The 15011-nt window shown below is 51.4% G+C and carries 11 protein-coding genes; 3 read left to right on the forward strand and 8 right to left on the reverse strand.

Translation table 11 applies throughout. From position 1 onward, the window contains the following. Position 1 precedes the first annotated feature (1 nt). The 8 genes from AC1RVX_RS07150 to AC1RVX_RS07185 all read right to left on the reverse strand — a co-directional run bounded on the left by AC1RVX_RS07150 (position 2) and on the right by AC1RVX_RS07185 (position 10234). Positions 2 to 1144: a sugar ABC transporter permease gene (locus AC1RVX_RS07150; RefSeq protein WP_493215877.1), complete on the reverse strand. Its 1143-nt coding sequence runs from the start codon at positions 1142 to 1144 to the stop codon at positions 2 to 4. 42 nt (positions 1145 to 1186) lie between these two features. Next, positions 1187 to 2764: a D-xylose ABC transporter ATP-binding protein gene (xylG, locus tag AC1RVX_RS07155; protein ID WP_493215878.1), complete on the reverse strand. Its 1578-nt coding sequence runs from the start codon at positions 2762 to 2764 to the stop codon at positions 1187 to 1189. 111 nt (positions 2765 to 2875) lie between these two features. Next, positions 2876 to 3853, reverse strand: coding sequence for a D-xylose ABC transporter substrate-binding protein (gene xylF / locus AC1RVX_RS07160; protein WP_493216230.1), 978 nt, complete (start codon positions 3851 to 3853; stop codon positions 2876 to 2878). A 191-nt stretch (positions 3854 to 4044) separates the two neighbouring features. Then, positions 4045 to 5829, reverse strand: a complete 1785-nt coding sequence (locus tag AC1RVX_RS07165; RefSeq protein WP_493215879.1) for an IlvD/Edd family dehydratase — start codon at positions 5827 to 5829, stop codon at positions 4045 to 4047. Continuing rightward, positions 5826 to 6716, reverse strand: coding sequence for an SMP-30/gluconolactonase/LRE family protein (locus AC1RVX_RS07170; RefSeq protein WP_493215880.1), 891 nt, complete (start codon positions 6714 to 6716; stop codon positions 5826 to 5828). Before AC1RVX_RS07170 ends, AC1RVX_RS07165 begins: the two co-directional genes overlap by 4 nt. Next, positions 6713 to 7480 carry a D-xylose 1-dehydrogenase gene (xylB, locus tag AC1RVX_RS07175; protein WP_493216231.1) on the reverse strand — a complete coding sequence of 256 codons (768 nt, stop codon included), beginning with the start codon at positions 7478 to 7480 and terminating at the stop codon, positions 6713 to 6715. The genes AC1RVX_RS07170 and xylB overlap by 4 nt, the downstream gene beginning before the upstream one ends. Before the next feature lie 65 nt (positions 7481 to 7545). Next, a complete protein-coding gene (locus AC1RVX_RS07180) occupies positions 7546 to 8772 on the reverse strand; it encodes a fumarylacetoacetate hydrolase family protein (protein ID WP_493216232.1) in 1227 nt (408 codons plus the stop codon). Between the two features lie 346 nt (positions 8773 to 9118). Continuing rightward, positions 9119 to 10234 (reverse strand): endo-1,4-beta-xylanase, encoded by a 1116-nt coding sequence (locus AC1RVX_RS07185; protein ID WP_493215881.1) that lies wholly within the window; start codon positions 10232 to 10234, stop codon positions 9119 to 9121. A gap of 234 nt (positions 10235 to 10468) precedes the next feature. Here AC1RVX_RS07185 and AC1RVX_RS07190 point away from each other — a divergent pair, with 234 nt between their 5' ends. The 3 genes from AC1RVX_RS07190 to AC1RVX_RS07200 all read left to right on the forward strand — a co-directional run bounded on the left by AC1RVX_RS07190 (position 10469) and on the right by AC1RVX_RS07200 (position 14686). Further along, on the forward strand, positions 10469 to 12535 hold the full coding sequence (locus AC1RVX_RS07190) for a DUF4214 domain-containing protein (protein ID WP_493215882.1): 2067 nt from the start codon (positions 10469 to 10471) through the stop codon (positions 12533 to 12535). A 216-nt stretch (positions 12536 to 12751) separates the two neighbouring features. Then, positions 12752 to 13534 (forward strand): substrate-binding periplasmic protein, encoded by a 783-nt coding sequence (locus AC1RVX_RS07195; RefSeq protein WP_493215883.1) that lies wholly within the window; start codon positions 12752 to 12754, stop codon positions 13532 to 13534. Between the two features lie 258 nt (positions 13535 to 13792). Next, on the forward strand, positions 13793 to 14686 hold the full coding sequence (locus tag AC1RVX_RS07200; protein WP_493215884.1) for a hypothetical protein: 894 nt from the start codon (positions 13793 to 13795) through the stop codon (positions 14684 to 14686). The last annotated feature ends 325 nt before the right edge of the window (positions 14687 to 15011 follow it).

Genomic DNA, 15011 nt, shown 5'->3' on the forward strand with positions numbered 1-15011 from the left:
ATTATCGCTTTGCCGAACGCGTACTCACATCCACCCACACAGCCAGCGTCAAGATGCAGCCTTTGACTATCATCTGCCAATAGGTATCCACATCCAGCATGGACATACCGTTATCCAGACTAGCCATGACCAGTGCACCGATCAGTGCGCCGTAGACTGTGCCAGAACCACCCCGCATGGATGTACCGCCGATAAAGCAGGCGGCAATGGCATCAAGCTCGCCGGCATTACCGGCAGAAGGTGAACCTGCTGCCAGACGTGCGGTATTGATCAGACCCGCCAGCGCGCACATCAAACCCATGATGCCGAATATCCACAGCTTGATGGCCTGTACATTAATACCCGACAAACGGGTTGCCTCCATGTTGGAACCAACAGCATAAATCCTGCGGCCAAACACGGTTTGGGTCGTCATGTAGCTGAATATGCCCAGTAACACCAGCAACAACAGCACCGGCAAAGGAATGCCTTCATAGCTATTGAAGGTCACCACAAAAGCCAGCAATACAGCGGCGATGGCAGCGATTTTGATACCGTCGCGCCATAGCGGAGCCACTTCCAGACCATGTTCCGCACGTTTTCTACGCTGCTGCCAGGTCAGGAATATCGCCAGGGCAAACAAGGCAATGCCCAGCATGACGCCGGTTGTCGCTGACAGATAACCCTGGCCCAGGTACACCATGTCGCCAGATACCGGTGCTATCGTTGTGCCGCCTGTCACACCCAGCACAATACCGCGATAAGCCAGCATGCCACCCAGACCGACAATGAAGGAAGGTATCTTCATATAGGCAGTCAGGTAACCGTTGAACAAGCCTATCAGCAAGCCCATGGCGAGGACTATCATAAGATTGATGGGCAACGGCAAATGATGGGTTACATCCAGTACCGCAGCAACCCCGCCCAGCAAACCCAGCAAGGAACCGACAGACAAATCAATCTCACCTGCAATAATCACCAGCGCCATGCCACAGGCAACGATGCCGGTGATCGACATTTGCCGCATCAGGTTGGACAGATTGCGCGGCGTCATAAAACCGCCCTCGGTTTTCCAACTAAAGAAAGCCCAGATCAATGCGATGGCGATCAGCAAGGCCAGCATTTTGTATTGTGTGAACAGCTGTTTGATATTCAGGTTTTTCATATTAATTTTTACCGATAGCGATGAATGGCATCAGATGGGTGGTCATAGCACAGGGCTTAATTGATTTGATTGGTTTGATTGATTCGGCTCTAGCGCATGGCTCTGATCCAGCGCAGCTGCCAACAGGGTTTCCTGTGTCAAATCCTGGTTGATAAAATTGCCGCGCAGCTTGCCTTCACCGATGACCAGTACACGATCAGAAATACCCAGCACTTCCGCCAGTTCAGACGACACCATGATGATGGACATGCCCTGCTTCACCAGTTCAAACATCAGTTTGTAGATTTCATACTTGGCACCGACATCCACACCACGCGTCGGTTCATCCAGTATCAAAATCTTCGGCTTGGTCAGCAACATCTTCGACAGCACCGCTTTTTGCTGGTTACCACCCGACAGGCTGGTGATGGGCAAAAACGGGCTGGCGGTTTTCAGGGTCATGCTCGCAATTTCTGTGCGTATGGTCTTGAGTTCGGCTTCCTTGTCGATGCGGGTCATACGTGCAAACTCATGCAGCACGCTCAGGCTCATGTTCTGGCCCACATCCAGATCCGGCACAATGCCATGCTGCTTGCGGTCTTCCGGCACCATGGCCAGACCGGCGAGGATAGACTTCAGCGGGCTGCTGCTATCGAGCTTGCTGCCATTGAGCCAGACTTCAGCCTCATATTCACCCGGGTAGGCACCAAACAAGGCCGACACCAGTTCGGTACGGCCAGCACCGACCAAGCCTGCGATACCCAGAATTTCACCCTGACGCAGCGTAAATGAGATGTCATCAACACGCTTGCGCAACGGGTTTTCTGTGTCATAGCAAGTCACATTGCGTGCTTCAAACACGACTTCACCGATGGGATGGTCTTGCCTTGGATAGAGCTGGTTCATTTCACGCCCCACCATCTGGGCGATGATGCGTTCTGCACTCATTTCGCTCATGGGGGTGGTGGCAATATGCTGCCCATCGCGTATCACGACGATGGTGTCACAGATGGCTTCGACTTCATCGAGCTTGTGCGAGATATAAATACAGGTTACGCCCTTGGCCTTCAGTGCCCTGATGATATTGAGCAAAACCGTTATTTCTGACGCTGTCAATGACGATGAAGGTTCATCCAGTATCAACAGCTTGGCCTGCTTGTTGAGCGCCTTGGCTATTTCTATCAATTGCTGGTGACCACCGCCGTAATTCTTGACCGGCAGTACGACATTGACTTCAGGAATATTCAGTTCACGCAGCAGTTCTTCGGCACGCTTGTTCATGGCGGCATAATCCATGCGGCCACCGGGCAAGGTGATTTCATTCCCGAGGAACATGTTTTCAGCAACAGACAATTCCGGTACCAGCATCAATTCCTGATGGATGATGATGATGCCGGCAGATTCGGTATCACGAATGGATTGCGCCTTTAATGGTTTGCCTTCCCACATGATTTCACCATCCCAGGTACCATGTGGATAGACGCCGGACAAGACTTTCATCAGGGTGGATTTACCTGCACCGTTCTCACCGCACAAGCCGATGCATTCACCAGCCTTGACCTTGATGTCGATACCGTTTAACGCACGAACACCGCCAAATTCTTTGACGATATTCTTCATTTCTAGCAAATAGTCAGACATGCTAATTTTCTCGGAAAAACCTGGAATAACTGGAATCAAAAATGAGCAGCCAGCATAAACGCAGGCATGCAATTGCCAGTGGTGGTGCAAGCACCACCACTACAAGCTGTATCAGTTAGCGGATAATTGTGCTTTGGTATAAAAACCTTCTTCCACCAGCAAGTTCACATTTGCCTTGGTCAGCGGGATAGGTTTCAGCAGCAATGTATTGACTTTTTTGAGGCCATTATCGTACTGGGAATTGTAAGCAGGCTTTTCATTGCGTACCAGTTGCACAGCCAGTTTGGCAGCTTCAGAGGCGATCAGTTTCAGTGGCTTATACACGGTCATGGCCTGGGTACCGGCAATCACACGCTTAACGGCCGCCAGGTCGGCATCTTGCCCAGAAACAGGCACCTTGCCACTGAGTTTTTGTGAGGCCAGCGCCTGTATCGCGCCACCGGCAGTGCCGTCATTGGAAGCAACGATGGCATCTATCTTGTTGTTATTCGCAGTCAGGGCATTTTCGACGATGGACATGGCTTCAGAAGCGCTCCAGTCTTTCACCCACTGTTTGCCGACGACTTTGATATCGCCTTTATCGATAAGCGGCTGCAAGATTTTCATCTGCCCTTCACGCAACATTTTGGCATTGTTGTCAGTTGGCGCGCCGCCCAGCAAGTAGTAATTGCCTTTTGGTTTCAGGTGAACCAGGCTTTCTGCCTGCATTTCGCCAACTTTGGCATTGTCGAAAGAAATGTAAGCGTCGATATCTGCATTCAAAATCAGGCGGTCATAGGAAATAACCTTGATATTGGATTTCTTGGCTTCGCGGATGGCATTGTTGAGGACCGTGGCGTTATAAGGCACGATCACCAGCACATCCACACCACGTGAAATCAGGTTTTCTATCTGGGAAATCTGACGTTGCTCGCTGGCGTCAGCGGATTGTACAAACACCTTGGCACCGAGTTTTTCTGCTTCTGCATTAAAAAAGTCCCTGTCCCTACCCCAGCGTTCAACCCGCAGATCATCAATAGAAAAGCCGATTTTCGGATTCTTTGCATCTGCATAAGCGCTGCCAGCCATACTACTGCCCAAGGCCAGCATTACACTGAGGATAGCGGCTTTTACTTTTGTATTCATTGTGTTGTCTCCAGTTAGATTAAAGCATGGGTATTTGTATTGCCTGTCCCACTTGGTATTGCTTTAATTTTTAAATATTTAAGATAATTTCGTTTCCGGGTTTTGACTGCTTTATTTTTACTTATGAATGCGACTCATAAACATACTCGTAAAACTTAGTGATTATGGCGTGGCAGCGTGTTACCGATGCCAATATAGGGTACTGCCAGTTCCATACAAGCACCGGTTTCCAGTTGCCCGACGGTTGAACGATAAATCTCTTGCCATGGTGTCTGGCTGGCTGGCACTGCCGGTATGCCCTGTGCCTTGCGGGTTTCCAGTTCTTCTGGCGTGATCAGCATGTCACAGCGACCGGTGTTCAAATTGATGCGTATGGTGTCGCCAGTACGGACATAAGCCAGGCCACCACCGACCGCACTTTCTGGTGATGCGTTCAGAATGGATGGGCTGTCCGATGTGCCGGATTGCCTGCCATCACCCAGCGTAGGCAGGTTCAATATGCCACGCTTTAACAGTGCATCAGGCGGTTGCATATTCACCACTTCAGCCGAACCGGGCCAACCGACGGGGCCAGCACCGCGTATCACCAGTATGCTGTCTTCATCAATATTCAGCGACGGGTCATTGATGCGGGCATGGTAATCACCAGAGCCATCAAACACCACGGCCTTGCATTCAAAGATGTTTTCCTGCCCGGCCTTGCTCAGATAACGCTCGCGGAATGCCGGCGAAATCACGCTGGTTTTCATGATGGCAAAATCAAACAGGTTGCCCTTTAGCACCATGAAACCTGCTTGCTGCTTCAACGGTGCGGCATACGGATAGATAACTTCGCGGTCATTGGTTTGCCTGCCATCCAGATTGCGTTCCATGGTCTTGCCAGTCACGGTCGGACGGTCGGCACGCAGTTTTCCGGCTTGCAGCAGCTCCCACATGATGGCAGGTACGCCACCGGCGCGGTGGAAGCGTTCACCCAAAAACTTGCCAGCAGGCTGCATGTTCAAAATCAGTGGAATGTCATGGCCATGCGCCATCCAGTCATCCGAATGCAGTTCTACGTGGGCATGTCTGGCCATGGCCATGATATGCGGCTGCGCGTTGGTGGAACCACCGATTGCAGCATTGACCACAATGGCATCCAGGAAAGCGTCGCGCGTCAGGATACTGGATGGGCGAATGTCCTGATACGCCATTTCAACAATACGGCGGCCAGTTTCATAAGCGATCTGACCGCGTTCACGATAAGGGGCGGGGATGGCTGAACAGCCAGTCAGTGACATACCCAGGGCTTCGACCAGGGCATTCATGGTGGAAGCAGTGCCCATGGTGTTGCAATGGCCTGCCGATGGTGCCGAAGCGGCAGCTATCTGCAAGAATTTTTCTTCATCAATATCGCCTGCAGCCAGTTGCCTGCGGCCTTTCCAGATGGCGGCACCGGAACCCACCAGTTCGCCATCCATCCAGCCATCCAGCATGGGGCCGCCAGACAACACGATTGCCGGGATATCCACCGTCGATGCCGCCATGATCTGAGCTGGCGTGGTCTTGTCGCAGCCCGTGGTCAGCACCACAGCGTCGATAGGATAAGCATGCAGGATTTCAACCAGCCCCATATAGGCCAGGTTACGGTCTATCGCTGCCGTTGGCCGGCGGCAGTTTTCAAAAATCGGATGTAACGGAAATTCCATCGCAATACCACCGGCATCACGGATGCCATCTCTGACCCGCTTCGCCAGCTCAAGGTGAATGCGGTTGCAGGGGCTGATGTCGCTGCCGCTCTGGGCGATGCCGATGATGGGGCGGCCAGAACGCAGTTCTTCGGGGGTGATGCCATAGTTCATGAAGCGTTCAAGATACAGCGCTGTCATGTCAATATGATCGGGATTATCAAACCAGTCTTGTGAACGGAAGCGGCGTGTCTTGCTGTCGTCAAACATCATGATGCATTCTCACAAGAAAACTGGTATTGCGTCTGGCCAGGCACGTCTGCACGGAAAGAAAACAGGCCGCCCGCCAGCGGCTGTTCAGCACGCTTTTCTGCCGACATGCCTTTCCAGGCGGTGGTCACGAAGACGGTACGCAAATCATTGCCACCAAAACAGACCTTGGTGATGTTTGAACACGGGAAATTGATGACTTGAACAATCTCACCAGCAGGGGAATACCGTTCCACCCGGTTGCCAGCAAACATCGCTACCCACAAATAGCCTTCGGCATCTACCACTGTGCCATCGGGATGACCACCGTTTGTGATATCGGCAAACAGACGCTTGCCAGACAAGGTGCCATCAGGCGTCACGTCAAAGGCATAAATCTTCTTGCGCAAGGTATCGGTGTGATAAAACACTTTGCCGTCAGGGCTCATGCAGGGGCCATTGGTGATGACGTAATCATCATCCTTGGCTTGCAAGTTAGTGAGCGTGTTCAGACGATACAGGGAACCGCTGGGCGCTTTTTCACCATCATCCATGGAGCCGAACCACAGACAACCCTGGCTATCAATATAGCCGTCATTGAGGCGATTGCCGGGCAAATCGTTTTCCACTTCCAGCATGGTGGTGAAGCTGCCTGTATTGCTGGAAAAGCGCATGAGCTTGCCGGGCAAACCGCAGATAAAATTACCATTTTCGCCCTGGATAGGCAGGATGAAGCCGATCTGATCTGGCGCATCCCAGCTCTGGCGTGCCGAACCATCTTCTGCACAGCGATGGATTTTACGGCTTTTGATGTCCACAAAATAGAGCGCTTTTTCGCTCGCGTGCCACACCGGGCCTTCGCCCAGGTGAGTGGCAACTTCCCATATGCAGTGAGATTGATTCAATATCATGCGCCGTACCATCCTGCGTCTACAAAATAATCACGTCCTGAACAACGTCCTGCATTGTCAGAAGCCAAAAACAAAGTCAGTGCAGCAACATCTTCCGTTTCCACCCTTTCGTGCAGACATTGGGCGGCCAGAATATGTGCTTCTTCTTCCGGCGTATGCCACAGCGCCATCTGGCGTGGTGTACGCACAGAACCGGGGATGATGCAATTGACGCGTATGCCGTCGGCACCCAGATCACGGGCCAGACCACGGGTCAAGCCTTCTATCGCTGCTTTGGCAGTCATATACAGGCTGAGGTTGCCAAGCGCAAGATGCCAGGATATGGAGCCAAAGTTAAGGATAACACCTCCACCCATGGCTTTCATACCGGGTGCCACTGCCTGTGCACAAAAAAACTGATGGCGCAAATTGACGGCGAAACTGTCATCCCAATACGTGGGCGTCACATTTTTCACTTCATGCCTGTCATCATTGGCGGCATTGTTGATTAAAATCTCGACAGCACCGTATTCGCGTTCTATGTTGGCGAATACCTTGGCCACTGCATCGAGGTCAGTCAGGTCACAGTGCATGAATCTTGGCGGTTTGGCCGACTGGCCCAGGCTTTTTTCCAGCACCAGCGACGCTTCGTCGGCGATATCCAGAAAAAACACCTGCGCGCCCTGCTTGCAAAAAGCGTCCACAATGGCTGCGCCTATGCCGGTACCGCCGCCTGTCACGACTACTCTTTTCCCGGCTAAATTCGGGTAACTTGCATAAATCATCGCTTTTCTTTCATTGTGCGATTTAGGAAGATGACTATCCATCGGAATCTGCTGATCGCTAACACTCATACAGCACCTGAGGCAGGCTGCACAATTGAACCGTGGGTCAAGCCATGCGCAATGCCACGCTGGGCCAGACTACGATACAGCGCCCGCACGCCAAATTCCCAGGGTGCAATCGCATTACTATACTGTACATGGTTCACCAAAGCGCCTAACTCAGGACAGGCAATACTGACTCTGTCCCCCTTGTGGTGGGTAAATCCACTACCAGCAGCATCCCTGTCCTTGATGGGTGAGAACATGGTACCCAAAAACAGCATGAAACCATCCGGATACTGGTGAGTGCTGCTACAAACCTGGCTGACCAGATCCAGCGGATCACGGCTGATTTCTCGCATCATGCTGACGCCATCCAGCCTGAAGTCATCATCCAGCCCTTCTATCAGCAACCTGACTTCGGCCTGACGTATGCTATCGATAGTGAAATTACTGTCAAACAGGCGGATAAAAGGTCCGATCGCGCAAGAACCATTATTGTCCTTGGCCTTGCCCAGCAGCAAGGCGCTGCGCCCTTCTATATCGCGCAAGTTGACATCATTACCCAGGCTAGCACCGACCACTTGCGCGCGACTGTTGACAGCGAGGACGATTTCAGGCTCAGGGTTATTCCATTTGGAGTCAGGATGTATGCCCACATCAGCACCAAAGCCAACGGCAGACATGGGTTGCGATTTGGAAAACACTTCGGCGTCAGGACCAATACCGACTTCCATGTATTGCGACCAGGCACCACGGCTGATCAAATCCTGCTTCAGCTTTTCTGCCACCTCAGAACCGGGGCGTATGCGTGACAAATCCGTACCTATGCTGGCCTGCATGGCTGCGCGCAAGGTGTCCGCTGCCGAGGCATCGCCAGCCGCCTGCTCTTCAATCACCCTTTCCAGCAAGCTCACGGCAAAGGTCACGCCACAAGCCTTGATGGCTTGCAAGTCACAGGGGGCGAGTAAATAGGGTAAGCTGGAATCAGCCTGCCGGCGCAGGGAATGATCAATCAGGGCTTGCACATCCCCCATAGATTCACCTTTGGCAGCCAGGACAAAGTCCAGGACATTATCTTTTTCCAGCAAATCGGAAACCGTCTGTACCTGGGCAGTAATATCAAATACTTCCCCCTGACGCACAACGACCACGCAGGGCCCGTTGATTTTACCAGCGCGCCATACACGGCCCAGCAGCACAGCTTGTCTGTATTCATTCGGCAAATAGGATATGCCGGACGTGTTTTTCATCATAATCTCCCGAATCGCGATTTTTTTGGATCACCTTACTCTTCGCTTTAGAGTTTCCTGCCGGGTCTGCCCCTTGCAGGAATGGCGACTACTTCTATCTGCGTGAAGCAGTCAGCCCGGCGCCCGTGATCATTCTTTATACGCTGGTACGCGTTAGTACGCGCAAGTACGTATACTCGCTGGTATCGGGATCATTCACAATTATGAAACTCACCAATGTGAATCATGATTACGAGCAAGAAAGCCTCTGAAAGCAGGATTACTGAGACGGTAAACGCCTTGGCAACCCGGATCTGAAGGGAGAATTCCGGCACTTGCTGAGAATCTGACTGGCGGTAGATTTGCTTTACTTCCCCGTCAAAGCTTCAACAACGCCATCAAAAGCTGGTTTTCGGGAGTAATTATCATCAAACAGCAGGGGCCATTCTGCCCGTTTGTGAAATTTGGCTAGCCATGTCTCCCCGTCAACCACACCCCAAAATGTAATTCCACCCCGTTGCGCCGTTGGCACCTCTTCCAGATAGGCGGCAACAATTTCCTTGTAGCGTGCCTTTTGTGCAGTTGCAGCAACAGGCGTCAGGGATTTGAGATTATTGTGCTGGTTCACCGCCACATCCAGCTCAGAAATCCTCACTTTCAGACCACGGTCGGCAACCGCCTTGAAGGATTTGCGGATTTGCGTAATGCTGGGGTAATCAACATCAACATGCATCTGAAAACCAATGCCGTGGATAGGAATCTGCCGCGCCTTGAAATCATCGATCATGCCCAGCATGAAATCAAGCTTGGACTGAACCGCTTCAGTATTAAAGTCGTTGTAATACAGATCGGCAACCGGATCTGCCGCATGTGCAGCGATGAAGGCTTTCTCTATATATGACTTGCCCATTTTTTGATAGAACAGTGATGGCCGGTAAGTTGCCGGAACCTTTTCATCAATAACTTCATTCACCACATCCCAGCTCGCAACCCGCCCGGCAAAATGCCTGCATATCTGTTCGACGTGATTCTTGAGCATGGCGTCCCAGTCGCCTGTATAGTTTTTCATCCATGCCGGCACCTGATAATCGGGGTGCCATACCAGCGCATGGCCATGCAAGATCATGCTGTGTTCTTTGGCGTAATTAGCAAGCGCATCGGCATCATCAAAAGTAAACACGTCTTCAGCCGGATGCAGGTAACGCATCTTCATGATGTTGGCTGCCACCAGACTGTTGAACTGTTGATTGATCAACGCCTGCTGATCAGTCTTCTTGAACAGGCTGCGTTTTTCATCCCCTGCACTGACTGCCACACCGATTGGAAAAGCTGCCAGGTTTTTTAATACAGGGGCTGATTGTGTATTCACCAAGGCAGTTCCTGCATCACTACCCTGCTCCACAGCAAACACCACAGTGCCAGCGCATAACGCCGTACTGGCCAGACTCAAACTCAATAAACCGCGCCATATCAACTTATGCATACCTGCCCCAGTTTGTAAAAAGCGTAAAAAGTGACGAATTTCTCTTTGCCGCGATTTAAACATGAGTGAAAGGTTAAACACAGGGCATCCATAAAAATCATAACTGCGATTGGTGTTTATTGATTATCATGACGGAAATACAGCAACGATAATTTCTTGTCAACCAAAACACCACTACTGGCGTTTTCAGGCAGGCGAACATTCACTCTTACAAACAATAATCAGACACACGTCATGGCCTCATACGTCCCCTATTTTCCAAGCACGACCATCACCAAGGCAATGTTCAATTTTGATGCATTTGGTGTTACCAATTACATCCTGGCGGGCACGATACGCATGAGCGTGTCGGACGATTTTAGTTATGCCACTTATTATTCAGACAAAAACTATTCCGCCTTCACCAAAAATATCTATACCGATGGCCCGAATGAATATGTGTGGACCACAACACAACTGAATAACATAGACCTTGCAACCGATGTCTATGCACAGTTCGCCAATCTGTCGTTTACCAAAGTGGTCAACTATGAGACCACCAATACCAGTTCCATCGCCAACCCGGAAGATGTGGGCAGGGCCAACGTGTCCGACATCAATATCAACTGGATTTATCGTACTGATGTCAGCTTTAGCGGCCTGTCTGGTGGCAACACAGATAAAACCCTGGGATATACCGGTGCCGCCGGTGACATCTACCTGAACCAGGCCGCTGCCGAATTCCAGGGAGATTATTCCCTCGACCCATACAGCCGCGCCACCCAGACCCTGATGCATGAACTGGGTCATTCGCTGGGTTTATCCCATCCACATACCAGCTACACCAACGGTGTGCCCGTCATCAGTGCCGATTATGCAGCGACACAGTACCTTGGTTTCGACAAGCTGGGGTTCAAGATCAATAGTGCGATGGACATGTACAAAGAGTATTTCACCATCATGTCCTATGATGACCAGAACTATTCTGCCACCCTGCATGCCTTCACCCCCATGATTCTGGATGTGATTGCACTGCAACAGACTTATGGTGAAGGCCGTGGCACCTCTGGCGTCAGCGATGACACCCTGTTGGTCGGCACAGACGGTTATCGCACCTATTTTGACAAAGGTGGCATTGATACGGTAGACCTGTCCATGTACAGCAATGGTGCCTACTTCCACATGGGTACCACCATCACCGGAGCCAACCACCTGGTGGGTGTGGCAATGAGTTTTGACGACGGCGTGAACACCATTCTCAATGGTGGCAACCCGGTCAGCCTGCGCTGGTTCTATGGTGAATATGAAAATGCTATCGGTTCGGCCAAAGCCGACTTGATCATTGGAAATGACCTGCCCAATATCATTTCGGGCGGTGGTGGCAATGATATTATTGACGGTGGCGGTGGCAATGACAGCATCAATGGCGGTGACGGCAACGACAGCCTGGATGGCGGTTCCGGCAATGACACACTGATTGGTGGCGCAGGCAACGACACCTTCGACTGGAATGTAGATACCCGCGGTGGCAGCGATATCTTCATCGGTGGTACAGGCAACGACACCTACGTCCTCGACACCAGTACGGACAAGGTCTATGAAAATAGTGCAGAAGGTGTCGACACCATCTGGGTAGATTTCAATGCCTCGCTGACCAGCTACGCCTTTGTTGAAAACATCCGCATCTATGGCAATACCGGTACCTATATCACCGGTAGCTCCTACAGTAACCTGATGTCTGGCAGCAGCGGTAATGACACCATAGACGGTGCCGATGGGAATGACCTGGTGATGTGTGCTGGCAATATCAGCAACTACACCGTCACCAAATCCGGCAACAGCTTCATCGTCAAGGACAAGACTGGTGCAGAAGGCACCGATACCCTCATCAATATTGAACTGGTCAAGTTTGACGACCATTACCTGTCATTTGAAACCGCAGGCATTGCAGGCCAGGCTTACCGTCTGTACCAGGCAGCATTTGATCGCAAGCCCGATCTGGCCGGTCTGGGTTACTGGATCAATGATATGGAAAACGGTTCCAGCCTGACCACGGTCGCTGCCGGATTCTTTTCATCCCCAGAATTTCAAAAACTGTATGGAACAAAGCCCAGCAACACGACACTGATCACTAATTTTTATCAAAACGTGCTGCACCGCACACCTGACAAAGCCGGTTTTGATTATTGGCTTAATTCCCTCGACACCGGCAAAATCAGCGCCGCTGGTGCACTCGCCAGTTTTTGCGAAAGCACCGAAAACCAGGCACTGGTCATCGCGGCGATACAGAACGGCATTGAATACATAGGCTGGACCGCCTGACGATACGTTAAGCAATACAAGGACCGGGTCTGGTCCTTGTATTGCTACAGGTTTCCCCACGTTTCTTGAGGTTTTTGTACGCTTTTGCAACACATTGCAAGATAGTCACTTGATCTGCAACGTATCTCTATTGCGGTAGTACAATGCAAAAAAAAGACTGCCGCAGGCAAGTTTTTGCACTGCGCCATCCAGATCAGCACAACCTGGGGAGACCATGTGCATCGCCTAGCCGATTTCGCCGGTGAACGACTGCTTCTGCTGCTTACAGTCCTCGCCTTGTTTATCTTACCTGCGGCTAGCGCGCAAAGCATATTGCGGACTGCAGCACAGGAAGGATCTGATCCTAAATTTATTGCAAAACAAGAAGGCGGAAAAGCTGTCGTAGGCGGCTTTTGCATCGATGTCTTGCGTGCCATCGAAGCCATAGAACCCAGTCTCAAATTCGTTGGTGATCAAAACTGGCTACCCTTGGCCCGCATCTATGGCGGGCCAGACGATGTCATCTGTGGTTTGCTGCACACCAAAGAACGTGCTCTCAAATACGACTATATCAATCCGCCTTTATTTTCCGTCAACTACATGCTGGTAGCCCGCGCCGACGATGATATACAGATCAATGACTGGGATGACGTTCGCAAACTGGGCAAGGAAGGCATCATCCTGTCCATGCATAATTTTGCCATCAACAATATTCTCAAAGACCTGGGCGGCCTGCAGGTCGATTCAACTGCGGTCTCATCCAAATCCAACCTGAATAAATTGCTGGCACATCGCGGCCGCTTTTATTGTCATCGCTCACCCGGCATCGCCACCGAAATCCGCAAAGCTGGCATGGAAGACAAGGTCAAGCTGCTCCCCAAGGTTATGCTGAAAGAGCAGTTCTACATGCTGGTATCAAAAACTGTTGCTCCTGACGACGCCAAAAAACTGCGCGCTGCCATCGTCCAGCTTGACAGCCAGGGTGTGCTGGCAAAACTATTCGAGAAATATCAGGATTAGCGCCCCCACATTTAGCATCCCTCCACATGTGTAAAAACCCGCCATTGACATGTCAACGCGCGCCCCCTGGATGTAAAAAGCAACATATTTCACTCTGACAACAGCGAAAATGCGTCTATTTTCCCAGAAAATATCTGGCACGCAATTTGATATATGAGGATAACGACAGCCGTATTTTGCCCGTGCCCATGCACAGGACGGCCAGGTGCAAAGTTTTTCTTCAACCATCAAATAGCGAGGATAAGAATGGACAGCGGAATGGAAGGCAAAGTAGAAAGAAAATTGGAAAGCATGCATGGCAACGGCAGCTTTATCTCCGGGTCAGTACGCCTGCTTGACTATGACACCACCAACAACAATGTCTTGATACGCGGCAGCGCCTGTTTCGGCACACCTGGCTTTACCATCGCAGAGTTAACTCAGGCCATTGAAAAAGACACTCATTTTGCGGCTGCAAAGACAGCTGGCATCAGCCTGCCCGGTAATCCTGTGGTCATCGACTTTTGTCTGATCGGCTTTGCACCAGACACAAAAGATCAAGGCATCGTCGACACCGAAATGACCTGGTTCACCAATAACCCGCCAACGCTGAATGGCGAATCCGGCCCCTACCCCGTCTACATTCCTTCGACCAATACAGCCAACCCGGGTGTGATGGTTTACTGGCCCATACAAGCCATAGGTGGTCTACCGCCCACCAATGTCGGCGGCAACTGGCCAGTATCACCCGCCAGCTCCATCGGTGCCGACGAAACCGATTTCAACTACACTGGTCTGATCAGCGCCATCTATCATGCCCTGAACGGCAATGTGGCTGGTCTGCCCAATCCACCGGCGACATTAAGCACCATCAGCAATGCCATCATCTACATCCATTGCGATTCCGGCGTTAACCGCACCGGTGCAGCAGCCGTCGGCTACCTGATGAGCTATGGCAGCCAGCTCAGCGCCTTGTCCCTGCCCAGTACACCCGCCGCTCCCTACACCCTGGCACAGGCGCAAACCGCAGCCAACCTGGCCCCACCCAGCAACGACACCACCCCACCCGGCGGTAGCGACATCCCCGTTGCCTGCGCCTACTGCAACCTGCTCAGCACCGGCATGATAGACGCTGCGCTGGTGGAGGAATGTGTGCCCTTGAGTTTTACGTGAACCAGGTCAACACGCCCCGTTACCTGGCTATCCCGATTCACCGGCGTTTCGACAAGCCTTGCGTTTGCAAAAGCGACGAATTGTCGCTAAGGTTTTGCATAAAGTCCGGTCAATTAACAACCCGTCTTGTTTACGTCATTCGGCGAGCATTCTGAAATTTGTTTACGTCGATTGACAAGAACAGCCTTCGATAAAAAACGAATAGCCAGGACTCGTTTCATCAATAGAAGTGACTGCGAACAAGACGATTCGGGATGCAGTGCAAGGTACAATTTATGCAAAATGCGCTTGCCAAGGCAGCAGCCTTGGCAAGCGCATTTTTTGA

This window comes from Undibacterium sp. GW821-FHT11B02, assembly GCF_058808955.1.

Excerpts from the sequence above, each read along its gene's own strand:
- AC1RVX_RS07165 (WP_493215879.1), bottom strand. The coding sequence starts at position 5,829 with ATGATGTTTGACGACAGCAAGACACGCCGCTTCCGTTCACAAGACTGG.
- AC1RVX_RS07200 (WP_493215884.1), top strand. The coding sequence starts at position 13,793 with ATGGAAGGCAAAGTAGAAAGAAAATTGGAAAGCATGCATGGCAACGGC.
- xylB (WP_493216231.1), bottom strand. The coding sequence starts at position 7,480 with ATGATTTATGCAAGTTACCCGAATTTAGCCGGGAAAAGAGTAGTCGTG.
- AC1RVX_RS07170 (WP_493215880.1), bottom strand. The coding sequence starts at position 6,716 with ATGATATTGAATCAATCTCACTGCATATGGGAAGTTGCCACTCACCTG.
- AC1RVX_RS07180 (WP_493216232.1), bottom strand. The coding sequence starts at position 8,772 with ATGAAAAACACGTCCGGCATATCCTATTTGCCGAATGAATACAGACAA.
- AC1RVX_RS07190 (WP_493215882.1), top strand. The coding sequence starts at position 10,469 with ATGGCCTCATACGTCCCCTATTTTCCAAGCACGACCATCACCAAGGCA.
- AC1RVX_RS07185 (WP_493215881.1), bottom strand. The coding sequence starts at position 10,234 with ATGCATAAGTTGATATGGCGCGGTTTATTGAGTTTGAGTCTGGCCAGT.
- AC1RVX_RS07150 (WP_493215877.1), bottom strand. The coding sequence starts at position 1,144 with ATGAAAAACCTGAATATCAAACAGCTGTTCACACAATACAAAATGCTG.
- xylG (WP_493215878.1), bottom strand. The coding sequence starts at position 2,764 with ATGTCTGACTATTTGCTAGAAATGAAGAATATCGTCAAAGAATTTGGC.
- xylF (WP_493216230.1), bottom strand. The coding sequence starts at position 3,853 with ATGCTGGCCTTGGGCAGTAGTATGGCTGGCAGCGCTTATGCAGATGCA.